This window comes from Arthrobacter sp. Y3223166 (genome assembly GCF_059090935.1).
In genome coordinates this window covers 25,984-49,051 of sequence record NZ_JBNHGE010000018.1, presented here as the reverse complement: position 1 = coordinate 49,051, position 23,068 = coordinate 25,984, and the positions used below count along the sequence as shown (strand labels likewise).

Genomic DNA, 23,068 nt, shown 5'->3' with positions numbered 1-23,068 from the left:
GGTGAGTCGCTGCTGGGTCGTCGTGCCGATGTACAACGAGGCCACCGTCGTCGGTTCAGTCATTCAGGAGCTGCTCGAAACCTTTCCCCACGTGGTCTGCGTGGACGATGGCAGCACCGACGATTCCGCCGCCCTGGCCCGCAAGGCCGGCGCCGTCGTCGTTGCCCATCCGGTGAACCTGGGCCAAGGCGCCGCGCTGCAGACCGGAATCGAATATGCCGTGCAGGATCCGCAGCTGGACGCGGTCATCACGTTCGACGCGGACGGCCAGCATCGGGTCCAGGATGCCGCGGCGATGCTGGCTCGGATCAGGGCCGGCGAAGCGGACGTGGTGCTCGGTTCCCGCTTCCTCGATGGGCGGGGCGAGGTCTCGGCGCTCAAGCGCCTGGTCCTGCAGACGGCGGCCATCCAGTCCCGGATTTCCACCGGCTACCGCCTGACCGATGCCCACAACGGGCTGCGTGCCATCTCCGCCGACGTGGCCCGGAAGATCCACCTGACCCAAAACCGGATGGCGCACGCCTCCGAACTGGTCCACCAGTTCGCCGCCCTCGATGCCCGGGTGGTGGAACAACCGGTACACATCGTCTACACGGAATATTCCAAGTCCAAGGGGCAGTCCCTGCTCAACGGCATCAACATCCTCGCTGACCTCTTCTTCCGGTGAACCCATGCTCATAGTTGTCCAAATCGTCCTGGTCCTGGCCGTCGCCCTCGGCGCGCTGGCGCTGATGCGGGGCGGCCAAAACGCTCGGCACCAGGCCGTGCGCCGCATCCTGCTGATGCTCTTCGCGGTCATGGCCGCGCTGTCCGTCTTCTTCCCGGGCATTCTGACCGCCGTGGCGAATGCGCTGGGCATCGGCCGCGGCACCGATCTGGTGCTGTACGGGCTGATCGTGTGCTTCCTGATCTACATGGCGAGCTCGTTCCAGCGCACCCGGCAACTCGAGGAGCGGATCACCAAGCTGGCCCGGCGCATCGCGCTGGACGAGGTGCCCAAGCCGGATGACGTGGCCGGACCGAGCGACGCGGCACCCCCGGGGAACGGGACGTGAGCGTGCCGCAGAACCTTGGCCGCCACGACAGCGGTCCGGAAGCCGAGATCGTGATCGCCGTCCATACCGCTGACCGGCCCGTCCGCCGCGCAGTGGACTCGGTCCTGGCCGCAGCGCCCGGCCGCGTCGGCGCCACGGTGGTGTGCCACAACATGGACCCGAATCCCGTGCGCGGGCAGCTGGCCGGCCTGCCGGAGACCGTCCGGGTGCTGGAACTGGCCGACGGGATACCGTCCCCAGCCGGGCCGTTCAACCACGGGCTGGACCAGGCCCGGGCAGAATTCGTCGGCATCATGGGATCCGACGACACGCTGGAGCCCGGCTCGGTGTCCGCCTGGCTGGACGCCGCGCAGGCCACGGGCGCGGTCGCCGTCGTCGCACCCCTCCGCTACCGCGCCGGCGCACGCATCCTCACGCCCCGCGCCCGCGTGTTCCGGGGCCCGCTGGTGGATCCGCTGCGCGACCGCCTGGCCTACCGGACGGCACCGCTGGGACTGATTCGGCGCGAGGCGGTCGGCAGGTTGGGCCTGCGGCTGACCGACGGGCTGCGTACCGGGGAGGACCTGGAATTCGGCCTGCGCCTGTGGTTCTCCGGCGAAAGGATCGCCTACCCGGCCCACGCCCCGGCGTACCTGGTGGGACAGGACGCGGACGAACGCGTCACCGCCGCGGTGCTGCCGCTGCGCGCCCAGTTCCAGGACGTCGAGTCGCTGGTGTCCGGGGACTGGTTCCAGTCGCTGGCGGGTGCCCGGCGCGAGGCCATCGCGGTGAAGCTGCTGCGCGGCCACGTCATCAGCGCGGCGCTGCGCCGCGGTGCGGGTTTCTCCTGGGGAGCCGAGGACCGGGAGGCGATGTCCGCCGTCGTCCGCTTCCTGACCAACGCCGCGCCCGGGGCGCCGCGCCTGCTGGGCGCCCCGGACGAACGGCTGCTGCTGGCCCTGCGGGATGCGGCCTCCGCAGCGGACCTTGCCTCGGAGATACGACGGCGGGAGGCCGCCGGCGCGCTGCGGCGCACCTTCACCCGGCGCTGGCCGGACAACGCCCGGCGCGAAGCCCCGCTGCGGACCAACCTGAACTCGCTCGCGTTCACCGCCGCCTGCCGGCTGCGCGATGCCCGGCTGCAGGCAAGCCCGGCCGCCGCGGCGGGACGCCCCGCCGGGGCCAGCGGCTCCTCAGCCGCCCCGGAATCCGCCAGCCCCGACGTTAGGCAGCCCCGTGACTGATGCCCGATCCCTGCTGGTCCTCTCGCTCTCGCCGCTGCGCAGCGACCCGCGGGTGCTCAAGCAGATCACCCTGTTCAAGGACAAGTACCGGGTCTTCACCTGCGGCTACGGCCCCGCGCCGGACGGCGTCGCCGGGCACTTCGAGCTGGACACCGCGCTGGCCAGCTGGCCGCGCGATCCCCGGCGGCTCGCCCTGCGCCGCTATGTGGACGTGTATTGGAACATCGCCGCCGTCGCGCAGGCCCGGAAGCTGCTGGGAGGCCAGCGCTTCGACGCGGTCCTGGCCAACGACACCAACACCGTCCCGCTGGCGCTGAGCCTGCGACCCGACCACGGCGTCCACGCCGACCTGCACGAGTTCGCGCCGAAAGAGCACTTCAACAAGCCGGCCTGGCGGGCGCTGGTCGCCCCCTACGTCCGCTGGCTCTGCCGCACCTACCTGCCGGCCGTGCGCTCGGTGACCACGGTGGCGGAGGGCATCGCCGCGCAGTACACCAAGGACTTCGGCGTCGCCGCCAGCGTGGTCACCAACGCCGCGCCCTACGCGGACCGGAAGCCGCGACCCACCGGCGCGAAGATCCGGATGATCTACAGCTCCGCCGGACAGCGCTACCGCAAGATCGAAGACATCATGGAGGCCATGCGCGGCGCGCCGGAGCACCTGGAGCTGGACCTGATCGTGATGCCCAACGAGCCGGCCTACGTGGCCGAGCTCAAGGCCCTCGGCGAGGAACTGCCGCGGGTGCGGTTCCGCGAGCCGGTCCCGTATGACCGGCTGGTGGACACCGTGGCCGAATACGACGTCGCCATCTCCATCATCCCGCCCACCAACTTCAACCTGGCCCACGCCCTGCCGAACAAGTTCTTCGAGGCGGTACAGGCCCGCACCGGGCTGATCATCGGGCCCTCGCCCGCCATGGAGACGCTGCTGCGCCGGCACGGGCTGGGCGCGGTCACCGCCGACTTCACGCCCGCGGCCCTGATGGAGGTGCTCAAGACCCTGACGCCGCAGCTGGTGGACGGGTGGAAGGCCAACGCGCACGACGCCGCCCGCGAGTTGTCCTCCGAGCACCAGATCAAGGGCTGGGAGCAGGCCGTCGACCGTCTGTTCGCCCGGCAGGAGGCCTGAGCGGTGGCGGCAGAACCGCGCGTCCTGCACATCTACGACGCCGCCGACGTCGGGGCCACCCTGGTCAAGTACGGCCGGCGGGCGGGGCGCCCGTGGCGGCACTTCAACGTCATCCCGCCGGAAGGCGCGGCGTCGTCGGCCGCGGGCCGGGCGGGGAAGCTGGCCGCCGGTGCCGTGTGGCAGGCCCGGCGGGCGGCCGCCATCCTGCGGTCGGACCTGCTGCACGTGCACTCCGGGTCGCGGATCGGCGTGGTGCGGTCCCGCCCGGTCAAGCCCTTCGTGCTGCATTTCCACGGCACGGACATCCGCAGCCAGTACTACGAGCCCGCCCGCCGGCCCGCGCTGCAGTGGGGCGCCGACCATGCGGTGAAGGTGCTGTACTCCACCCCCGACCTGCGCGAACACGCGGAAACGGCCCGCCCCGACGCCGTGTACCTGCCGAACCCGGTCGACCTGGAGGAACTGCCCGAGTGGCGGCCGGCCGAGCGGCCGCGGATCGTTTTCGCTTCCCGCTGGGACGACTCCAAGGGCGGCCGGCGGCAGCTGGAGCTGGTGCGTGCCCTGCAGATTGCCGCCGGCAGCCAGGTGGAACTGCAGGGGCTGGAGTGGGGCGGCGGCGCATCCCGGGCGGCGGAGCTCGGCGTCGTGATGGTGCCGAAGATGCCCAAGCCCGGGTACCTGCGCTGGCTCGCGTCGGCGCACGTGGTGATCGGCCAGAGTGCCGGCATCCTGGCCATGAGCGAGCTGCAGGCCATCGGCATCGGGGTTCCCGTGGTGATGCAGTTGGGGGAGGGGTACTACCGGTCGCCTCCCGTGCTGCAGGGGGAGTCGGCCGACGCGCTCGCGGCTGCGGCCGCGGCGGCGCTGGAGAACCCGTCCCGCACCTCCGCGGCCCTGGGCGGCCGCACCTGGCTCCGGGAACACCACGACCCGGCACGCCTGGTGCAGCGGCTGGCAGGACTCTACGCCGAGGCCGCAGCCGGATAGACCGGCCGGCTCCGCGGGTGCCTGGAGATGCCGTGGCGGACGCGGGCTCAGCGGTGTTCTTCCACCGGCTTCCCGCTCTTTCCGAGGCCGGCCAGGGCGGCCTGCTCCGCGAAGTCCGGCACGGTGGCCACCACCTCTTCGAAGGTTCCGGCGGCCGCCACCGTTCCGCCGCGCATGAAGAACACGATGTCGGCGTCCCGGATCGTGGCCAGGCGGTGCGCCACGGTGATGACGGTGACGTCACCGTGCAGCTGCCGGATCGCCGTCGTCACCGCCGCCTCGGTGGCGGTGTCGAGTGCCGAGGTGGCCTCGTCCATGACGAGCACCCGGGGGTTGTCGTAGAGGGCGCGGGCGATGCCGAGCCGCTGCCGCTGCCCGCCGGAGAGCGCCATGCCGCGCTCGCCGACCAGGGCGTCCAGGCCGCCGTCGCGCCCCATCACGGTGTCCAGCAGCTGCGCGCGCCGCAGCGCAACGGTCACGCGCTCGCGGTCCACGCGAGACTGGTCCCAGGCCAAGGCGACGTTCTGCGCGATCGAGGCATCAAAGAGCGAGACCTCCTGGGGCACGTAGCCGATGCGCCGCCGCCAGGAATCCAACACGAAATCCATCGGTTCGCCGCCCACCAGGATGCGCCCGCGGCTCGGTTCGAGCAGGCCCAGGAGCAGGTCCACCATTGTCGACTTGCCGGCGCCGGACGCACCGACGAAGGCCACGTGGCTGCCGGCCGGAATCCGGATGTTCACGTCGTGCAGGGCCGGCGCCGCGGTATCCGGGTAGCTGAAAGCGACGTCCTGCAGCTCGATGTCGGCGGCGTTGTCCGGCAGCTCGTGCTGCGGGCGCTCGTCGCGCAGCCGGGACATTTCCGCCTCGCCCTCGTGGATGTCCTCGACGATCTGCCGGGCGAAGGACGCGCTGGTATTCACGGAGGACTGCACGGCCTGCATGCGCGTCAGCGAGGGGATCAGGCGGAACCCGGCGACGGCGAACAGCCCGACGGCGCTGACCGCCCCGGCCGGTCCGCCGGTCAGGTAGCCCACGCCGCCCAGCAGCGCGAAGCCCAGGACCAGGGCGGTCTCCAGCACGTAGCGCGGGATCTGCGAGATCTGGATGGCGCCGGCACGCGCTATCGAGGACTTGGTGCGGGTGCCGTGCACCTGTTCCTGCACTTCGGGCCCGCGGCCGGCGAGGGTGATTTCCTTGAGCGCGCCCAGCGCCTCGTAGAGGGTCTTGGCGGTGCGGTTGGACCATTCCCGGTTCTCCCGCCCGATGGCCACGGCGCGCGGGGAGATCACCTTGGCCAGCAGCAGCGCCACCAGGCCCAGGTAGATCATCGTCACCACCGCGATCAGCGGCTGGGCCACGAACAGTACGACGACGACGGCCACCAGGGTGCCCAGCTCGCCGAACAGGCTCATCGCCGGCATCAGGACTCCCGAGACGGTGATCCCCACGCCCACGTCCACGGAGCGGACGATCTCGGCCGAGTTGCGGCCGAGCCGCTTCTCCCAGGGGGAGGCGAGGTAGGCGGCGAAGAGGCGGTCGCCGATGGCCACCTCGTGCCGCGCGAAGCGCTTGGTGGCGAAGCGCAGCAGCAGGACGGCCAGCACTCCCTTGAGCACGATCAGCAGGCAGATGAACGCGAGCAACGGCAGGGCCAGCCCGTTTTCGGCGACGTTGCCCACGAGGGGCAGCTCGGCGTCGGAGCTGCCCACGAGGGCCGGCAGGAGCGCTGCGATCAGCCCCAGCGCGACGACGTCCAGCAGGGCCAGCGCCGCCGACGCTGCGCCATAACCGGTCAGGAAACGCCGGCTGCCATCGGGCAGGGTGCGCAGCAGCGGCACAAGGACGTCGAGGATGCTTTTCATACTGCCCCTCAGCCTATTCCATCGCGCCCCTATCACCCGCGACGGCTACTGGCCAGTGGCGGATCGAAGATGGGACGGTTTTTCCACATTCGGGGTGCGGGGGCTGGCCGGTCCGAAGACCGGCCGCTAGGGTCGGTGGACACACCCGACCGCTAGTCTCAGCTTCGCGTGGCGGGGGTTGCGCCCGAACTCTGAGGGGGGAGAAGGGATGGAGGGACTCCGGATCGTCGAGGGGGAGGTCCGAGAGCTGATCCGCCAACGAGGTTTGGACCCTGTCCGCCAAGGTCCGGAGGTCCGGCGGCTGGTGGAAGCAGCGGTGACCGACTATGACGAACGGTCCTTGCTGGGATCTCTTCCGCCGCTCGGACCATTGGATGCCGCGCGCAAGCACGTTTTTGACGCCGTGGCCGGATTCGGACCGTTGCAACCGCTGCTGGACGACCGCTCGATCGAAGAAATCTGGATCAACTCTCCGTCCGAGGTCTATGTAGCCCGAGGCGGCGAATCTGAACTGACGTCCGTCTCGCTCACCCAGCAGCAGGTGGCGGACCTGGTGGAGCGGATGTTGAAGTCGTCCGGGCGCCGCCTGGACTTGTCATCGCCCTTCGTAGATGCGGCTCTTCCGGACGGATCGAGGCTGCATGTTGTCATTCCGGACATCACCCGCCGGCATTGGGCGGTCAACATCAGGAAGTTCATCGCCCGTGCTTCGCGGTTGGAGCACTTGGTGGAATTGGGCTCGCTAACGCCGGAAGCATCCCGGTTCCTGGGAGCGGCAGTCAGCAGCGGACTGAACATCCTCGTGTCAGGAGCAACGCAGGCGGGCAAAACCACCATGCTCAACTGTCTGGCTGCCGCTATCGGCAGCCGGGAGCGGGTGGTCACGGTGGAGGAGATTTTTGAACTGCAACTGCCCCTGCGCGACGTCGTGGGGCTGCAGTGCCGGCAACCGAATCTTGAAGGGGAGGGCGCCATACCGCTGCGGCGGCTGGTCAAGGAGGCACTGCGCATGAGGCCCGACCGGCTAATCGTCGGTGAGGTCCGGGAAGCCGAAAGCCTTGACATGCTCGTGGCGCTCAACAGCGGGTTACCGGGGATGTGCACAGTCCATGCCAACAGCGCGCACGATGCCATCACTAAGATTTGCACCCTGCCGCTGCTGGCCGGGCAGAACATCTCGTCCGCCTTCGTGGTTCCTACTGTGGCATCGTGCATTGACCTTGTGGTCCATTGCGTCCGCCGGCCAGACGGCAGGAGACAGGTCGCGGAGATAGTTTCGCTGGGCGGGCGGGTGGAGAACGGGATTATCGAAACGTCCACGTTGTTCAGCCGCCAAGACGGCCAGCTTGAGGTGAGTCCTTCTGCCAGCCCCGCGGATGAGAAGTTCGCGCGCGCGGGATATGAAGTCATGCAGCTGTTGGAATCGGTGCCGTGACGACGGCGGCGGGGCTCCTTGGCGGCGTGGGGCTCTTTTTGATTTGGTGGTCCTGCTGGGAAAAACCGCCCCCGCAAGTGCGGCGGACTCGGCCGGGCCGACTCCAGCGGATGATCAGCCAGGCAGGCATCGAGAGGGTATCGCCGACTGCGCTTATATCCAGCTGCGTGGCAATGGCAGCTGCGACTTTCCTGATGGTGTTTGCACTCGCAGCGTCCGGTCCCATCGCAGCCTGTTTCGGCTTGTTCGGGGGATGGCTCCCGTTCGCCCTGGTGAGTTGGAGGGCTCGCCGCCGCGCTGCCGTCTTGCGCGAAATCTGGCCGGACGCCGTCGACCACCTCCGGTCGGCCATCCGGGCAGGACTCTCGCTGCCCGAGGCGCTGGTGCAGTTGGGAACGCGAGGTCCGGTGGAGCTGCGGCCAGCCTTCAGCGAATTTGCTTCCGACTACCGAGCGGGCGGGAATTTCGACGACGCGCTGGAGCGGCTCAAAACAAGGCTGTCCGATCCGGTGGCCGACCGCATCGTGGAGGCCCTGCGCTTGACTCGTGAGGTCGGCGGTACCGACTTGGGCAGGTTGCTCGGGACGCTGGCGGATTTCCTCCGCGACAGCGCTCGGACCCGCAGTGAACTGGAGGCCCGCCAATCCTGGACTGTCAACGCCGCCCGGCTCGCTGTTGCCGCGCCTTGGATCATCTTGATGCTGTTGGCTACCAGGCCGGAAGCTGTGGCTGCCTACAACACGACCGCAGGGGCGGCCGTCCTGCTGGGCGGGCTCGTGGTGTCGATCGTGTGTTATCGACTGATGCTGCGCATTGGGTCGCTCCCCGAAGAGGAGCGGGTGCTCCGGTGAATCACACAGCTGCAACGACGGCGTTATTGGGCATCACGTTGGGTCTCGGCCTCTGGCTGACGGTCGTCCGGCTGCCGTTCTTACGCCGCAGGCGTTTCGCGGACCGGATCGCCCCGCAGTTGAAGTCGATCGAGATGAAGTCGCGGCTGCTCGACGGCGGACAGGGAAACTTCACCCCGTTTGGCCCCCTGGAACGGATTTTTCGCCCGGTGCTCCGTGACTCGGTCACCTGGCTTGGAAAGTTCAATTTCGGTTCCACCTTGTTGTCCAAGCGGTTGCTGCAGGCCGGACGCAGACAGGGAACCGTCGATTTCCGTGCTGAACAATTGCTGTGGGCGGCGGCGGGTTTCGTCATCGGCGTTGCGTGGACGATTACCTCGGCGGCAGGAAATTCGCTGGACCCGGTACTTGCGGTGATTGTCACCCTGGGCCTGGCTATGGGCGGGTTCATGATGCGGGATTACCTTCTGAGTGTCCAAATTCGACGCCGTGAGGAAAAGATGCTGGCGGAATTTCCCAGCCTGGCGGAGTTGATGGCACTTGCGGTCAGCGCTGGAGAGAGCGCTACGGGAGCACTCGAGAGGATCTGCCGCAGCGCCCAGGGCGAACTCGCCGGCGAATTTGCGGTGGTGCTCGCACAAACGCGATCCGGTATGCCGATGTTGACGGCCTTGCAGGACTTTTCACACCGCACCCGCTTGCCAGCGCTGGTGCGGTTCGTTGACGGAATCACCGTGGCCGTCGAGCGCGGAACTCCGCTGGCGGACGTCCTGCGGGCGCAGGCCCAGGACGTGCGCGACATGGCGAAGCGGAACCTGATGGAGTCGGCCGGAAAGAAGGAAATCGGCATGATGGTGCCGCTGGTTTTCGGGGTCTTGCCGCTGACCGTGCTGTTCGCCGTGTATCCGGGCCTGGCGCTGATCAATCTCGGCTGGTGAAGTCGACCGATGGAAATTCTCACTGGGGGTAAAAGGGGAAGGATCTACGAAATGACGAAACTCTTGCTCATGTTCACTGTCACGCTTTCGCTGGTGTGGAGCGGAAGTCTGGATCGATTACGTCGTGCGACGCAGGCCGAAGATGGCGAACGCGGAGATGTGCCGGGGTGGGTGATGATCACTTTGATGTCGGCCGTGCTGGTGGCAGGCATCCTGGCCCTGGCCAAGCCGGCTTTGGAAGGACTGTTCAACGACGCCATTGGCCGCGTGACCCAGCCCTGACATGGGATCGAGCTACAGTGCCCGCGGAATGCGGCCGTCCACCGTTGCCAGCGTCGGCAGCGGTTCCAGTCAGGGCCAGGACGGTTCTGACCGAGGCTCCGCAAGCGTGGACTTCGTGTTGGTGGGCGGTGTCCTCACCCTGATATTCGTGTCGATCATGCAGTTGAGCCTGGTCCTGCACGTGCGCAACACGCTGATCGACGCCGCGGGGTCGGGTGCACGTTACGGAACCTTGGCCGATCGAGGCGCCGCCGACGCGCACGAAAGGACGGCTGACCTGATCTCGGCTTCGCTAACCGACACTTACGGCCAAGACGTCCACGTTCAAGAGATCGTCCGGTCCGGCGTCCCCACGCTACGGGTCACGGTGCGGGCTCCACTGCCTGCGTTCGGACTGATCGGTCCCCAAGGCGCGCTGGAGGTCCACGGTCATGCGGCTTTTCCGCGCTGACGGGGCACCGCACGGGGCGCCGGGTTCAGGGGTCGCGGCCGCCGGACTGGTTCCGAAAACCCGTCAAAGGAACCCGGTGACTGGCCTGCGACAGCGACTGACGGATTGCCTGCAGGGAGAGAAACAGGAACGGGGGAGCGCCGTCGTCGAATTCGTCTTTCTGGGCACGCTGCTCCTGATTCCGGTGGTCTATTTCGTCCTCGCGGTCTCACAGGTGCAGGCCGCGTCGTTCGCCGTCGTGAACGCCGCGGATCAAGCGGCGAAAGTGTATGCGGGGTCGGAAGAGGCCGCGGCTGCCGGCCAGGCCGCGCAGCAGGCGGCGCTCTTGGCTGCCGCAGATTTCGGTTTTGGGCCGGAGCGTATGGATATCAGCATTAGCTGTGGCAATGGAGCGTGCTTGGAAGCGGGCTCTTGGGTCACCACGGAAGTCGTGATTTCGATCCCGCTGCCGTTGCTGGATGGGACGGGCCTCAGCATGGCTAGCGTGAGCTCCTCAGCGACCCAAATAGTGGAACGGTACCGATGATGTCCGGCAGACCTTCAGGCGCCCGGACTGCCCGTTGCATTAACGGCGCAGGAATCCGAAGGGCCGGAACCGCTGATCAGGGGCAGGTGTTGGTTCTGCTCATCGGCTTTGTGTTGCTGAGCCTATTGATCCTGACCGTGGTGATGGGTGCCTCCGCCGTGTATGTCGAGCGGAAGAAGCTGCTGTCCGTTGCGGACGGGGCCGCGTTGGCTGCCGCGGACACTTTCGCCTTGGCCGACGTCGAGACCGGTTCCGGGACGCCCGTGCCAACGCTGGACGACGGGTCCGTAAGGGGCTCCGTCTCGCGGTACTTGTCCGACACGGGTGCTTACGGGAGGTTTGACCAGCTAGCCTTAGGCGGCGACACCGGCTCCCCGGAACAGCGCACGGCTCACGTGGTGCTGAGCGCCGTCGTCCGGCCGCCGGTGGTCAACTTCCTCGTTCCGGCAGGCATACCGATCACCGTTTCCAGCGACGCCCGCTCGGAACTCAGACGCTGAAGGCGACGGGGAAGGCGCCCCGGTCGGGTATTGCGTTGAGCGAGCCCAGGGCTTAGTAGAGGGTCTTTGCGCGGCCGTTGAACCATTCCCGGTTTTCCCGGCCGATCGCCACGGCACGCGGGGAGATCACCTTCGCCAGCAGCAGCACCACCAGGCCCAGATAGATCATCGTCACCACCGCGATCAGCGGCTGGGCCACGAACAGCACGACGACGACCGCCACCAGGGTGCCCAGCTCGCCGAACAGGCTCATCGCCGGCATCAGGACACCCGAAACGGTGATCCCCACGCCCACGTCCACGGAGCGGACGATCTCGGCCGAGTTGCGGCCGACCCGCTTCTCCCACGGGGAGGCGAGGTAGGCGGCGAAGAGGCGGTCGCCGATGGCCACCTCGTGCCGGGCGAAGCGCTTGGTGGCGAAGCGCAGCAGCAGGACGGCCAGCACTCCCTTGAGCACGATCAGCAGGCAGATAAAGGCCAGCAACGGCAGGGCCAGACCGTTTTCGGCGACGTTTCCCACGAGGGGCAGTTCGGCGTCGGAGCTGCCCACGAGGGCCGGCAGGAGCGCGGCGATCAGTCCCAGGGCGACGACGTCCAGCAGGGCCAGTGCGGCCGACGCTGCGCCGTAGCCGGTCAGGAAACGCCTCGAGCGTTCCAAGCGGCTTCGGCAAATGTCCGGCGCTGCCGTGCAGTTACCGGAGCGCCTCCTGGGATAGTTGTTGCAGGACCGTTTCGGCGGAGGCATCAAGCACGGAAATGTGTCCGCCGCTTTCTACCGGATGCAGTCGGGCGGAGGGCAGTTGCTCTGCGAGCCAGCGGGCCGCCGCCACCGGAACATTCAGGTCCAGCGTCCCGTGCCAGATGAACGCCGGGACGCCAGGGCTGTCGAGGATGAAGTTCCAAGGCGAGGCAGCGTGCCTCATGTCATCGCGTACCCCGCCCGTGCCCTGCCGCATGGCGTCCGCGAGGAAGGCGGCGAACCGCGGCGCGGCTTCGGACCGGGCTGCGACCGCCTGGTCCGCCTCAGGCATGCTCTTTCCTGAGGCCGCGATCATTTTCTCCGGGGCGGGAGATCGCAGGCGTTGTCCCCAAACACTACGAGATCACCGCCCATGAGTATTTAGGCGAAGTGGAGAAGGTCGAACTGCCATATAAGCGCATCGCTTACGAGGTCCCGATGACTTGGACATCTACCCATGACATGGGGAGAATCGACCACCACTGAGAGGGGTGCAGTGGGTACGAGCTGCAAGACCGAGTGAGATGCGGCGGAACTAGTTGTCGTCCTAAATTGATACAAAGTGTGCGACAAAATTCCGTTGGTGTGGCAGACTTCCCCGAAGCAGATTCATCAAGGCATCGGGGGCAATATGCGGAGCATTATGCGAACAGTGACGACTCTACTGGCCGCATCGCTTCTCTTCTGCGGGAACGCAGTGATGGCTCCATCGGCACACGCGGCAAGGGAATGCTACGTTGCAGCCAACGGTGCAGAAGCATGCTTCGACTTTCAAGACGATGGTCCCGGCGATGACGGAGGTGTTTTCGTAGTCAATCCGGGATCGGATATTGACACGGAACCCGCCCCAGCTCCCGGTCCTAAGCTGTCCGTCAGCAAGCCCTCCTCATTGAAGGCATCCACCACCTCCAACGCATTGAACGTCATGTGGAAGCGCCCTGCCGTCACCGGAAAGCTGGTCAACTACACCGTCACGCTGAAGCAGGGCACTAAGACGGTCAAGGCAGTCACGACCACCTCAACCCAAGCCAGCTTCACCAAGCTCAGGGAGCGGACTACCTACCGCGTCTACGTAAGGGCTAATGCCGTCTCCACCAACGGCAAGACCAAGGCGAGCTCGACATCTTCGACAGTCACGAAGACCAAGCTCAGTGCCGCCTCCACAGTCAGGGTCAGCAAGCCCTCCTCTCTCAAGGCATCCACTGCCCGCAGCTCTCTCACTGCAACATGGAAGAAGCCCTCCTACACTGGGAAGCTCACTGGCTACACGGTCATCGTGAAGCAGGGCAGCAAGACAATCAAGACCTTCCATGTGACTGGAACAAAGAAGACCATCAAGGGACTAAAGCAGAACACCTCATACACAGTGCACGTACGAGCCAACGCCGAGTCCAGCAACGGTAAGTACATAACGTCCTCTGCCCACGTGCTGAAGTCAGTTACGACGAAGCGGTAGGTACACGTACAGGACTACAGCCCATAAACAACAGGAAGCCCCGACCGTCTCCTATATAGGGAACAGAAGGGGCTTCTACGTACATACAGTGAAAAGTTGGGGGCAGAGTGAAAGCATTGACAGCAGCGCTAGGGACTGCACTAATCCTCGTTGGCGGCCTGCTGGCTGCGGGATCGGCACAGGCTGCAACGCAGCGAACGTGCGTCGCGTTCAGCAACGGTGCCGCCACTGCGAAGAAGTCCGTCAAGTAGGTGGCGAAGAAGAAGTCCGTGGGCAAGAAGGCATCGAACAAAAAGCCAGCCGCCAAAAAGGTCACCATGAAGAAGTCATCGGTGAAGGTACCTGCCAAGAAGAAGGTTGTGAAGAAGAACTCGACGAAGCAGGCGTAACACCGCCGCTCGAATAACCTTTTCACCATGAGTCTCAAGTCCGTGGCGCGCGCAACAATGATGGCAGCAGTTCTACTGGCGACAGTTAGCGCCTGTGCAGGCGAGACGGAGAACCCGTACGCCTATACGCCCACGCCGAAACCCGTGGTACGAGTGGAGGCAACTCTCGCTGCCAGCGTGAAAGAGAAGTGCGTCCAGCATCTGGAAGCAGTGGCACGAAACGCAGCTAGGGAGATCGCGGGTGTTGCCCCTAAGTATTACGAAATCAGCTCCACAGAGTTCATTGGCGCAGTGGAGAAGATCGAGCTCCCGTACGACCGCATTGCCTACGAAGCCCCGCTGAGTTGGACATTGACGCACGACACGGGGGAGCAGCTCACTACCACCGAGACCTGCCGCTGGTACGAGCTCCAAGACCGTGTAGAGATGCGGGGCTAAAGCTCCAGAAACGACTGAAAGCCGCTTAGAGACCAATACGGTTCCAGAGCGTGGATCTTGTTGCTTGCCTTAGCAGAGACTCGTCTGAGCAGCCCCTCCTCTTAGCGTCGGCGCAGACCGGCATCTCCATCAGGTCCTCCTGCGAACACCGCGTGAGGAGCATCAACTCGTCCTCCAGGTCGGCCTTAGTCATGCCAATGGCACCCGCTCTTCTTTGCCAGCCGAGCTTCATGCAGTAGCGGTCCGCGCTCAACGCGGTTCCACCCAGCATCCGTTGCGTCAGCGAGCCTCCAGTGGCAAGAACTGTCGGTGCCGTGAGGCATCATTGGTGAGGCACACTTGTGGCGTACTGCCCTAGCTACACGAAGTGCTGCGCGACTTTCTTTCCGACCCCGGCCGAATGCGGGCGGCGGCCCGCGCGATTAGGGAGGAGCTCAACGGGGCGAAACCCGGCCAGCGGACCTCGAAGGATTTGAGGACGAAGCAGGGGAGGGTCGGGTCCTGTTCGCCCGCAACTTGCGGCGGGAGCGCAGCAGCAAGCTCCGTGCGCGAAAGATTGAGGAAGTGAAGCGCGTTGGACGGGCTATCGCCTGCGATGTGTGCTCCTTCGACTTCAAAGCAACTTATGGGCCGCGCGGGCAGGACTTTATCGAAATCCACCACATCCTTCCGTTGCATGTATCCGGGGAGGTGCGGACGAGGCTGGCCGATCTGGCGCTGTTGTGTTCGAACTGTCATCGAATGATCCACCGTGGCAGGCCGTGGCTGACTCCGGCACAGCTACTTGAGCTTGTGGAGGCCAAACGGAGTTAGACACCGACCAGTGGCCTTCGACTGTCCTAGCAGGAAATTGAGGCTTCGACCGCGCACCGCCGGGACACGGACGCTGATCCCCTCCGTGGCCTTACCTATCTACAGCAGACCGCTCCGCAATTTAATGACCGTTCCCCCATAGTGCATCTTGATGAACCTTCCGAGAACATGGAGGCCGTTCACCCGCTGATGAGGGAGTCCGAAGATTATCGGAGCATCACCTAGGGCACGCGCCGCCCATTGCTGATCTGCCGGACGACGAGGATGGGCAGTTTAGTCTCGCGCCTAGCAATCGACTCACCTTTTAGATGTTTACCGGAACGCTTGCCGATATTAAACCGATCGATGTGGCGACGTGGACCGGCCGCGTTCATATTCTCTTACGTGCTAACAGCGCCCGATAAATAGCCGATATGTGTTCCTAGGCGGATGAATTCTTCGCTCTGACAGACTAGTTAGAAGGAACAGAGATGAAGACCAGACGACCATTAGGAGCCCTTGCCATCGCATCGGCGATCGCGCTCGGCGCAGTGACCGCCACCGCCAATGGTGCCACCGCCGTCACCCTCATGGTGCCCACTTTCTACAGCGGCGCCAATGCGGCCATTGTTGAAGACGAGGCGAGCCAGCGTGCGAACATCACCGCAATTTTCCGTTTGCTGAATGAGTTTCGTGCCGCTAAGGGTCTGGAACCCGTTACCTACAACGTCTACGTTGCCCAGATGGCTCAGGGCTGGACCGATCACATGGCTGGCAATGATATTTTCCAGCACAACAAAACCAACGAATACGTGGATCAGATTGATCGGGGATTCCACAGCTGGACCGGTGTCGGAGAAATCATCGCTGCCCGCTGGGACCGCAACCCCACTGCCATTTTCCAGCAGTGGGTCGACTCGCCCAGCCACAACGCGGTCATGAGCAACCCCGACCTGAACACGGTCGGCATCGGCCTGTCCTTCACGAACAACGAGGACCCGCGAGCCAATGAAAACCGGTTCACGATGTACTCGACCATCAACTTCTTCCACCAGCCGTTCTGGATGCCGGAAACCTACGTCGATGCCGAAGAGGCGCTCAACGGCGGCACCGCCATCCCCGAACCGGTCATGGTCGAAGTGGCCCCGCAGGCACCCGTATTCAACCGGGAAACCGGCACGTACACAATTCCTGAGGTGGAGGGCGTCAACTACACCGTCAACCACGGCCTCGTCGCACCGGGCACCTACCCGGGCAACAGCGCCAACGTGATCATCCGAGCCACTTCCATGAGCGGGTACAAGATCACCGGCGCAGCCGAGTGGGAGTTCAACTTCACTCCGCAGGAAGTTAGTCCCACCGCCCCGTCCTTCGACCCGGAAACCAACGCCTACACCATCCCCATCGTTGAAGGTGTAAGGTACTCGGTCAACGGCACCGTAACGGCTCCGGGCACCTACCCGAGCACCAAGGCGCAGATCAGCATCACCGCTGCCGCTAAGGCAGGATATGTCCTCAACGGCACCGCCTCATGGACCCGCGACCTGTCCCTAACCAAGGTGACCCCTTCCGCGCCGTACATCGGCAACGTGGGGCGCTCGTACAACATCCCGGGCACCTACGGCGTCACCTATCTGGTCAACGGCGTGCCGACCCCCGTGGGCACCTACACCGAAGCCAAAATCATAAGCATCAAGGCTATCTCCTCAAACCCCCACCTGTATGAGATTCAGGGCGCTTCTGAATGGAAGTTTGACTTCTCTCCAGTGGAAGTGGCTGCCCCGGTGCCGGTCTTCAACAGCGCCAACGGCACCTTCGAGCTTCCGGTAGCCACCGGAGTCGAGTACTTCGTAAACCACAGCAAACTGCCATACGAGCCGGGAACCCATACGGCCGGGAAATTTCTGGTCAAGATAGTCGCCAAACCTGCATACGGCTATGCCCTGACCGGCACAACAGAGTGGGCTTTCGACTTCTCTGAAACTGAGGCAGTCCCTGAACTAATCAAGGTAACCCCGGCAGCCCCAGTTTTCACGAAGAGCACCGGCAGGTACACGGTCCCCGATACCGCTGGCGTGGTCTACTCCGTCAACGGGGCAGTCAAGGCAGCCGGTACCTACTCAAGCACCGGCAAGGTCACCATCACGGCAGCCGCAGCCAAAGGCCATGTCCTGAACGGGAGCGCTTCGTGGAGCTTCGACTTCACTCCTTCCCCCGTCACCGCGAAGGCACCTGTCTTCGACCATGTCGTTAACCAGTACACCATCCCCGCTGTCACCGGCGTGACCTACTACGTCAACGGGAAGCCTGTGAAAGCTGGCACTCACAGCGGCGGCTGGGTTGCCGTCGCTGTCACGGCAGAGGCAGACACCGGCTATAGCCTGTCGGGCTCCGCTGCCTCGTGGAAGTTCGATTTTTCCCGGATTAAGGTCACACCGGCCGCCCCGGTCTTCACCAAGACCACCGGCAAGTACACCGTTCCCAGCCGGATCGGCGTTGTCTATCTGGTCAACGGCAAGGCAGTGAGAGCTGGCGCATACAGCGGCGGTACCAGCCGCGTCACCGTCACCGCGAAGGCCGTTTCCGACCGGTATGCACTGACTGGTATTGCATCGTGGCAGTACAACTTCGCACCGACTGCCGTGACAGCGACCAAGCCAGTGTTCCATCCTAACGGTAAGTACACGATTCCTTCGAAGACCGGCATCGCATACTACGCGAACGGCGCCCTGAAAAGGGCCGGAACCTACGGCGCTGGCAGCAAGCACACGACCATCACCGTAAAGGCGACCACCGGCTACAAGGTGTCGGGGGTCGCGAAGTGGGTCTATGACTTTCGCAAGAAGGTTGTCACTTCCTCTCCGCAGTTCTACAAGACCACCGCAGGAAAGTACACGATTCCGAAGAAAACGGGGATTACCTACAAGGTCAACGGACAAATCGCCAAGGCTGGCATGCACAACGCCAAGAACAGGATTATCAGGGTCACGGCGCACGCCGCGTCATCCAACTACAGGCTATCGGGCAAGACTTCGTGGTCCTATGATTTCCGCAAGCGCTGACCCCCGGCGGCCATTTTTGTTGCGCATGCGCGGGTAGACCCTTACAGATTTGCTCGATATTCAGCGATCCAAGCTGTGGCACCGCCTGTTTTTGCGACGTCAAGCTTTCTTCGGAAACAAGCTAAACAAGCGGACAGAGCACCAGCAGTGGCTGCGCAACGAGAAGCGGCGGGTTTTTAGCGAGACAGTTGCGGAGTTCCTGCGGCTCAGACAGGAAGTACAGACGGCGTGGCGCCCCGACTGCAGCGGGACGCCAGCAGAGGCTTTGGAGAAAGTCTCACCTTGGGGCGGGGCGGAACTGGAATTGGTGGCGCCGACATTCGTCAACTTAGCCCGCGGTGTCCGTTCCAGACTGCGCAGCACGCTGAGTGCGGTCGTTAGGCCGCCGGTGGTAAACTTCCTGATTCCGGCGGGTATACCGGTTACCGTCTCCAGCGACGCGCGCTCGGAACTCAGACGCTGACCCCGACGCTGGCAGACGTGACTATAAAATGCATCGGGGCTGCCGTCAGCCGCGAGTACGCGGCCGGACCCTGGACGGAGCGGGCTCCTGTTTTTGCCCGTTTAAGTGCCAGTCCTCGGCGGCTAACTGGCACATCCGCTGCTTGTTCCCTAGAAGGGCGTCGCGGTGGCCAGGTAACCGTAGTAGCGGCCCGGGACCGGTCGCAGGGGATCACCGATAAACCCATACTGGGGATTCTCTTGGTTGTACTCCGCGGCCGCTGCGCGGAATTGCTCTATCACGGCCGTCCCATCGCCATGGCAGACTCCGCTCTCCAGGCACCGAGCCACCGAACCGGCGACGATCGGACTGGAGAAGCTGGTGCCGTGTGAGTTCGCGTACCGGTCGCCCGGCACCGTAGAGGTCATGCACACGCCGGGAGCGGCGACGGTGTGCTCCTTGTCGGCACGCTGCGTGGCGAAATTGGAGAAGAGGGCGAACTCGTCGTCGGGGGTGGGAAAAGGGTATCCGCTGCAGCTCGCTGTTGCCGTACCGCCGGGGCGGCCGTCGAAGTCAGCCATGGCGGTGGCGGTGAGCACCTCGTCATACGCGGCCGGAACAGTGTTCGAGAAGTCCGCGGTCTCGTTGCCGGCGGCGACCGTCCAGACCACCCCCTGCTCGGCGCCTTGGCAAATCATCTGGTGCAGGGGATCGACCCCGTTGCCGCAGGTTCCCTGCTCTTGGCCGGGGCTGCCGATGCTGATGTTCGCCACCCTGATGTCGTTGCCCGGGTCCTCGTCCGTGTGAGTGGAGACCACCCAGTCGGCGCCGCAGAGTAGGGCACTTTCTGTGATGGTGCCGTCGTCTGCGATAACCCGGACGGACCACAGCGGGGCGCCGCTCGCGGTGCCGATGATCCCGGCGTTGTTGTTCTTCGCGCCAAGGATCCCGGCGACCATGGTTCCGTGCCCGAACAGGTCGACGGGAGCTACCTCGACCGGAGTGCCGGACGAGCAGTCCACCCCGCCGCGCACGTTCAAGTCCGGATGGGTGCTGTCGATACCGGTGTCGATCACGGCGGCGTTGACCGTAATTTGCCGACCGTCCTCGGCCGCCTCCTCTGTTGTGCCGCCGACCCGCAACCACCCGGGCGGGAGGAATTCGGCGCCGCTGGTTCCGTTATTCGCGCCGCCCACGTTTTCCGGCAACGCGAACTCCCGCTCGGGCGCAACGTATTTAACGGCCGGGTCGGCGGCGAGCTGCTGCGCCTCCGATGCCGTCATGGTGCCGGAGTATCCCTTCAGCGCGTGTTCGTAGGTGTTGGACCGCGTAAACCCGTACTTCTCCCCGTGGGCCGTGGCGGTGGAATCGACATTCCCGATGCTGTCCTTGAGGACGACCGTGTAGCCGTGTTCTTCTCCCGCGGCGGCGGCGCCCGCGACGGCGGCCCCAGCGGCAGCAGGTTCGGCGGCGGCTGGTCCGGCGGCGGCGACGGCGGTTGCTGCGGCCAGCACGAGCGCGCCGAAAGCCCCCAGGATTCTTCGCGACGTGGTTGACCGCGGGCCTTCGCGCCGGCTTTCGGGCTTCTGCCTCTTCCGCAGGCTCTGAACGGATCCGTGACTTTGACTGGGCATTGCAGCCTCCCCCAATAAGTGGATTTAGATCAGGCCCCAACCCCATACGCGGCACCTGCATCCCGCACTCTCCAAAGGTTATTGCACGCGCCCGCGCTTGAGCTAGGGGCTGTCCGGCGCCGTCTTGGCGGGACAGAGGATTCCCCGCCATGGCGTAGGCTGGGAGGACCATGGCTGAGATCGACTTTCCCGCTGAAATCCGCGCTCTGCGCGCCACGTATGACTCCATTGAAGCCGTCTCCGACGCGGAGGCGATCCGCAAAGATATTGCCGAGCTGAGCGAGCAGGCGGGCGTGCCGGACTTGTGGGACGACCCGGCCGCGGCGCAAAAAATCACCTCCAGGCTCTCGCACCGCCAGAGTGAACTGGAACGGCTGGAGAAACTGGCGGCACGGATCGACGATCTGGAAGTCCTGGTGGAACTGGGCCAGGAGGACGCCGGCGACGCGGACTCCATGGCCGAGGCGGCCAGCGAACTGACCTCGCTCAAGAAGGCGCTCTCTGAACTCGAAGTCGTCACGCTGCTCTCCGGTGAGTACGACGAGCGCGAGGCCGTGGTGACTATCCGCTCCGGCGCCGGGGGAGTGGATGCCGCCGACTTCGCCGAGATGCTGATGCGCATGTACCTGCGCTGGGCCGAACGCCATGGCTACCCGACCCAGGTGCTGGACACCTCCTACGCCGAAGAGGCCGGGCTGAAGTCGGCCACATTCGAGGTCAAGGCACCCTATGCCTTTGGCACTCTGTCCGTGGAGGCCGGCACGCACCGCCTGGTGCGGATCAGCCCCTTTGACAACCAGGGGCGGCGGCAGACCTCGTTCGCCGCCGTCGAGGTCATCCCGCTGATTGAGCAGACCGACTCGATCGACATCCCGGACAACGAGATCAAGGTGGACGTGTTCCGCTCGTCCGGTCCGGGCGGGCAGTCGGTGAACACCACCGACTCCGCCGTGCGGTTGACCCACATCCCCACCGGGATCGTGGTCTCGATGCAGAACGAGAAGTCGCAGATCCAGAACCGTGCGGCCGCGCTGCGCGTGCTGCAGTCCCGGCTGTTGCTGCTGCAGAAGGAGCAGCAGGACGCCGAGAAGAAGGCGCTCGCCGGCGACGTCAAGGCGTCCTGGGGCGACCAGATGCGCTCCTACGTGTTGAACCCGTATCAGATGGTCAAGGACCTGCGCACCGAACACGAGGTCGGAAACACGGGTGCGGTGCTCGACGGTGAAATCGACGACTTCATCGACGCCGGCATCCGCTGGCGCGCCAACAACCGCAACGCGGAAAACTAGCCGCCACTTCTCTGTTGCGCGAAGCCCGGCCGCTCCACCAGGAGCGGCCGGGCTTTTGTCGTCTGGGCGTGCGCCTGCACCCGGGCCTCAGCCGCCTGCAACCGAATCGTGACCTTCGCGACCCGGCGCGACTGTTGACACCTCTGTGAGCCACACCATAGATTTGCCGTAATCTGAATCACCTTTCAGGTTGGGGGCCTGACCATCAGGTTCAGACAGTTCCAGAGTTACTCCTCAAGAGATTTTTCAACGAAAGGCATCGGAGTGAAGGCAACGAAGAAGTTCCTGATGGCCGCGGCGCTGGTCACCGGACTGACCGTGAGCGCGTGCGCGCCGACCGCCGGCGGCGACACCGCTGGAGCGGCCGGCGAGGAAGGCAACGCCCCCGAGAGCATCAACGTGGGCATCGTCTATTCCGAATCCGGACCGCTGGCCGCCTACGGCGCGGCCTACTACCAGGGTCTCCAGGCGGGCATCGACTACGCCACCGAGGGCACCGGCGAGGTCAACGGCACCAAGCTCAACCTGACCTACCACGACGACGGCGGTGACCCCGACAAGGCGGTCAACGTCGCCAAGGACCTGATCGGCAAGGACTACAAGATCTTGGCCGGCACCGTGGTGTCCGGCATCGCGCTGAAGCTCGCGGAGCAGGCCGCGCAGAACAAGGTGCTCTACATCTCCGGCCCCGCCGCCACCGACGCGCTGCAGGGCATCAACGACTACACCTTCCGCTCCGGCCGCCAGAGCCTGCAGGACGTCGCAACCGCGGGCACCTTCGTGGACGACCTCAAGGGCAAGAAGGTCGTGGTGTTCGGCCAGGACAACGCGTTCGGCCAGGGCAACCTCGCCGCCGTCGAAGCCGTCCTCGGCGAGCAGGGCGCCGAAGTCGATGACGTGCTGGTACCCGAAGACGCCACCGAGTTCACGCCGTTCGCCCGCCAACTGATCGACGCCAAGCCGGATCTGGTCTTCGTGGCCTGGGCCGGCGCCACGTCGGGATCCATGTGGCAGGCACTGAGCCAGCAGGGCGCGTTCGACGCCGCCCCGATCGTGACCGGCCTGGGCGACGCCGCGACCTTCGGCGCCTACGGCAAGGCCTCGGACAAGATCAGCTTCCTGAACCACTACTTCCCGGGAGCTGCCGGCAACGACGTGGAGAAGGCCATGATCGAAAGCGTTGAGGCCGAAGGCAAGAAGGCCGACCTCTTCACCCCGGACGGCTTCGTCGCCGGCCAGATGATCGTGCAGGCGGTCAAGGAGGGCGGCAACGACGTCGACGCCATGGTCGAGGCGCTGGAGGGCTACAGCTTCGAAGGGCCCAAGGGCGAGACGACCATCCGCGCCTCCGACCACGCGCTGCTGCAGGAGATGTACCAGGCCAAGCTGGTGGAGAAGGACGGCGAGTGGGTGCCTGAGCTGATCAAGGCCATTCCGGCCGACGCGGTGGCTCCGCCGGAAGCCAAGTAACCGCAGCACAACCACAGGCAGGCCCGCACTGCTGCAGTACCGGGGCGCCGCCGACCTAACGGCGGCGGCGCCCCGGCCCGCGGCCAGGGTCCTCGACCGGACAGAAAGTGACATG

At 65.2% G+C, this 23,068-nt stretch carries 24 protein-coding genes; 20 read left to right on the top strand and 4 right to left on the bottom strand.

Features of this window, described 5'->3' with window-relative positions; all coding sequences use genetic code 11:
• Position 1 precedes the first annotated feature (1 nt).
• From AC5RUH_RS10060 to AC5RUH_RS10040, 5 genes are read left to right on the top strand one after another with little or no spacing between them, the layout of a single operon-like run.
• Positions 2–667, top strand: a complete 666-nt coding sequence (locus tag AC5RUH_RS10060; RefSeq protein ID WP_494128498.1) for a glycosyltransferase family 2 protein — start codon at positions 2–4, stop codon at positions 665–667.
• A 4-nt stretch (positions 668–671) separates the two neighbouring features.
• On the top strand, positions 672–1,055 hold the full coding sequence (locus tag AC5RUH_RS10055; RefSeq protein ID WP_494128497.1) for a DUF2304 domain-containing protein: 384 nt from the start codon (positions 672–674) through the stop codon (positions 1,053–1,055).
• Positions 1,052–2,278, top strand: coding sequence for a glycosyltransferase (locus AC5RUH_RS10050; protein ID WP_494128496.1), 1,227 nt, complete (start codon positions 1,052–1,054; stop codon positions 2,276–2,278). The genes AC5RUH_RS10055 and AC5RUH_RS10050 overlap by 4 nt, the downstream gene beginning before the upstream one ends.
• Positions 2,271–3,407: a glycosyltransferase family protein gene (locus AC5RUH_RS10045; protein WP_494128495.1), complete on the top strand. Its 1,137-nt coding sequence runs from the start codon at positions 2,271–2,273 to the stop codon at positions 3,405–3,407. Before AC5RUH_RS10050 ends, AC5RUH_RS10045 begins: the two co-directional genes overlap by 8 nt.
• 3 nt (positions 3,408–3,410) lie before the next feature.
• The gene (locus AC5RUH_RS10040; protein WP_494128494.1) at positions 3,411–4,394 is read left to right on the top strand and encodes a glycosyltransferase; all 984 of its coding nucleotides are present in this window, start codon (positions 3,411–3,413) and stop codon (positions 4,392–4,394) included.
• Positions 4,395–4,441: 47 nt separating this feature from the next.
• Here the strand turns inward: AC5RUH_RS10040 and AC5RUH_RS10035 are convergent, their stop codons facing one another.
• A complete protein-coding gene (locus AC5RUH_RS10035) occupies positions 4,442–6,259 on the bottom strand; it encodes an ABC transporter ATP-binding protein (protein ID WP_494128493.1) in 1,818 nt (605 codons plus the stop codon).
• Positions 6,260–6,467: 208 nt separating this feature from the next.
• Between AC5RUH_RS10035 and AC5RUH_RS10030 the strand changes: the two genes are divergently transcribed.
• The 7 genes from AC5RUH_RS10030 to AC5RUH_RS10000 all read left to right on the top strand — a co-directional run bounded on the left by AC5RUH_RS10030 (position 6,468) and on the right by AC5RUH_RS10000 (position 11,242).
• Positions 6,468–7,694 carry a TadA family conjugal transfer-associated ATPase gene (locus AC5RUH_RS10030; protein WP_494128492.1) on the top strand — a complete coding sequence of 409 codons (1,227 nt, stop codon included), beginning with the start codon at positions 6,468–6,470 and terminating at the stop codon, positions 7,692–7,694.
• A complete protein-coding gene (locus AC5RUH_RS10025; protein ID WP_494128491.1) occupies positions 7,691–8,545 on the top strand; it encodes a type II secretion system F family protein in 855 nt (284 codons plus the stop codon). The genes AC5RUH_RS10030 and AC5RUH_RS10025 overlap by 4 nt, the downstream gene beginning before the upstream one ends.
• Entirely contained in the window at positions 8,542–9,483 is a 942-nt protein-coding gene (locus AC5RUH_RS10020) for a type II secretion system F family protein (protein ID WP_494128490.1), read from the top strand. Before AC5RUH_RS10025 ends, AC5RUH_RS10020 begins: the two co-directional genes overlap by 4 nt.
• Before the next feature lie 51 nt (positions 9,484–9,534).
• The gene (locus AC5RUH_RS10015; RefSeq protein ID WP_494128489.1) at positions 9,535–9,765 is read left to right on the top strand and encodes a hypothetical protein; all 231 of its coding nucleotides are present in this window, start codon (positions 9,535–9,537) and stop codon (positions 9,763–9,765) included.
• Positions 9,766–9,793: 28 nt separating this feature from the next.
• Entirely contained in the window at positions 9,794–10,216 is a 423-nt protein-coding gene (locus AC5RUH_RS10010) for a TadE family protein (RefSeq protein WP_494128488.1), read from the top strand.
• A 76-nt stretch (positions 10,217–10,292) separates the two neighbouring features.
• Positions 10,293–10,742 carry a hypothetical protein gene (locus AC5RUH_RS10005; RefSeq protein ID WP_494128487.1) on the top strand — a complete coding sequence of 150 codons (450 nt, stop codon included), beginning with the start codon at positions 10,293–10,295 and terminating at the stop codon, positions 10,740–10,742.
• 86 nt (positions 10,743–10,828) lie between these two features.
• Entirely contained in the window at positions 10,829–11,242 is a 414-nt protein-coding gene (locus AC5RUH_RS10000; protein ID WP_494128486.1) for a pilus assembly protein TadG-related protein, read from the top strand.
• Positions 11,243–11,294: 52 nt separating this feature from the next.
• Here the strand turns inward: AC5RUH_RS10000 and AC5RUH_RS09995 are convergent, their stop codons facing one another.
• Positions 11,295–11,900, bottom strand: a complete 606-nt coding sequence (locus AC5RUH_RS09995) for a 6TM ABC transporter family protein (RefSeq protein WP_494128485.1) — start codon at positions 11,898–11,900, stop codon at positions 11,295–11,297.
• Between the two features lie 34 nt (positions 11,901–11,934).
• A complete protein-coding gene (locus AC5RUH_RS09990; protein ID WP_494128484.1) occupies positions 11,935–12,273 on the bottom strand; it encodes an alpha/beta fold hydrolase in 339 nt (112 codons plus the stop codon).
• A gap of 360 nt (positions 12,274–12,633) precedes the next feature.
• Here AC5RUH_RS09990 and AC5RUH_RS09985 point away from each other — a divergent pair, with 360 nt between their 5' ends.
• From AC5RUH_RS09985 to AC5RUH_RS09960, 6 genes are all read left to right on the top strand, one after another.
• Entirely contained in the window at positions 12,634–13,437 is an 804-nt protein-coding gene (locus AC5RUH_RS09985; RefSeq protein ID WP_494128483.1) for a fibronectin type III domain-containing protein, read from the top strand.
• A gap of 199 nt (positions 13,438–13,636) precedes the next feature.
• Positions 13,637–13,843 carry a hypothetical protein gene (locus tag AC5RUH_RS09980; RefSeq protein WP_494128482.1) on the top strand — a complete coding sequence of 69 codons (207 nt, stop codon included), beginning with the start codon at positions 13,637–13,639 and terminating at the stop codon, positions 13,841–13,843.
• A gap of 10 nt (positions 13,844–13,853) precedes the next feature.
• Positions 13,854–14,264 carry a hypothetical protein gene (locus AC5RUH_RS09975; protein ID WP_494128481.1) on the top strand — a complete coding sequence of 137 codons (411 nt, stop codon included), beginning with the start codon at positions 13,854–13,856 and terminating at the stop codon, positions 14,262–14,264.
• A gap of 564 nt (positions 14,265–14,828) precedes the next feature.
• Positions 14,829–15,077: an HNH endonuclease gene (locus AC5RUH_RS09970; protein WP_494128480.1), complete on the top strand. Its 249-nt coding sequence runs from the start codon at positions 14,829–14,831 to the stop codon at positions 15,075–15,077.
• 470 nt (positions 15,078–15,547) lie between these two features.
• The gene (locus AC5RUH_RS09965) at positions 15,548–18,118 is read left to right on the top strand and encodes a CAP domain-containing protein (protein WP_494128479.1); all 2,571 of its coding nucleotides are present in this window, start codon (positions 15,548–15,550) and stop codon (positions 18,116–18,118) included.
• Positions 18,119–18,167: 49 nt separating this feature from the next.
• Positions 18,168–18,581, top strand: a complete 414-nt coding sequence (locus AC5RUH_RS09960) for a hypothetical protein (RefSeq protein WP_494128478.1) — start codon at positions 18,168–18,170, stop codon at positions 18,579–18,581.
• A 149-nt stretch (positions 18,582–18,730) separates the two neighbouring features.
• Here the strand turns inward: AC5RUH_RS09960 and AC5RUH_RS09955 are convergent, their stop codons facing one another.
• Positions 18,731–20,074 carry a S8 family peptidase gene (locus AC5RUH_RS09955; RefSeq protein ID WP_494128477.1) on the bottom strand — a complete coding sequence of 448 codons (1,344 nt, stop codon included), beginning with the start codon at positions 20,072–20,074 and terminating at the stop codon, positions 18,731–18,733.
• Positions 20,075–20,364: 290 nt separating this feature from the next.
• Between AC5RUH_RS09955 and prfB the strand changes: the two genes are divergently transcribed.
• Both prfB and AC5RUH_RS09945 read left to right on the top strand, forming a co-directional pair.
• Positions 20,365–21,483: a peptide chain release factor 2 gene (gene prfB, locus AC5RUH_RS09950; protein WP_494128476.1), complete on the top strand. Its 1,119-nt coding sequence runs from the start codon at positions 20,365–20,367 to the stop codon at positions 21,481–21,483.
• 264 nt (positions 21,484–21,747) lie between these two features.
• Positions 21,748–22,953 (top strand): substrate-binding domain-containing protein, encoded by a 1,206-nt coding sequence (locus AC5RUH_RS09945; protein WP_494022779.1) that lies wholly within the window; start codon positions 21,748–21,750, stop codon positions 22,951–22,953.
• Positions 22,954–23,068 lie beyond the last annotated feature (115 nt).

Coding starts and splice junctions, on each gene's coding strand:
- AC5RUH_RS09965 (WP_494128479.1), top strand. CDS start 15,548: ATGAAGACCAGACGACCATTAGGAGCCCTTGCCATCGCATCGGCGATC.
- AC5RUH_RS10035 (WP_494128493.1), bottom strand. CDS start 6,259: ATGAAAAGCATCCTCGACGTCCTTGTGCCGCTGCTGCGCACCCTGCCC.
- AC5RUH_RS10055 (WP_494128497.1), top strand. CDS start 672: ATGCTCATAGTTGTCCAAATCGTCCTGGTCCTGGCCGTCGCCCTCGGC.
- AC5RUH_RS10030 (WP_494128492.1), top strand. CDS start 6,468: ATGGAGGGACTCCGGATCGTCGAGGGGGAGGTCCGAGAGCTGATCCGC.
- prfB (WP_494128476.1), top strand. CDS start 20,365: ATGGCTGAGATCGACTTTCCCGCTGAAATCCGCGCTCTGCGCGCCACG.
- AC5RUH_RS10015 (WP_494128489.1), top strand. CDS start 9,535: ATGACGAAACTCTTGCTCATGTTCACTGTCACGCTTTCGCTGGTGTGG.
- AC5RUH_RS09990 (WP_494128484.1), bottom strand. CDS start 12,273: ATGCCTGAGGCGGACCAGGCGGTCGCAGCCCGGTCCGAAGCCGCGCCG.
- AC5RUH_RS10010 (WP_494128488.1), top strand. CDS start 9,794: ATGCGGCCGTCCACCGTTGCCAGCGTCGGCAGCGGTTCCAGTCAGGGC.
- AC5RUH_RS09975 (WP_494128481.1), top strand. CDS start 13,854: ATGAGTCTCAAGTCCGTGGCGCGCGCAACAATGATGGCAGCAGTTCTA.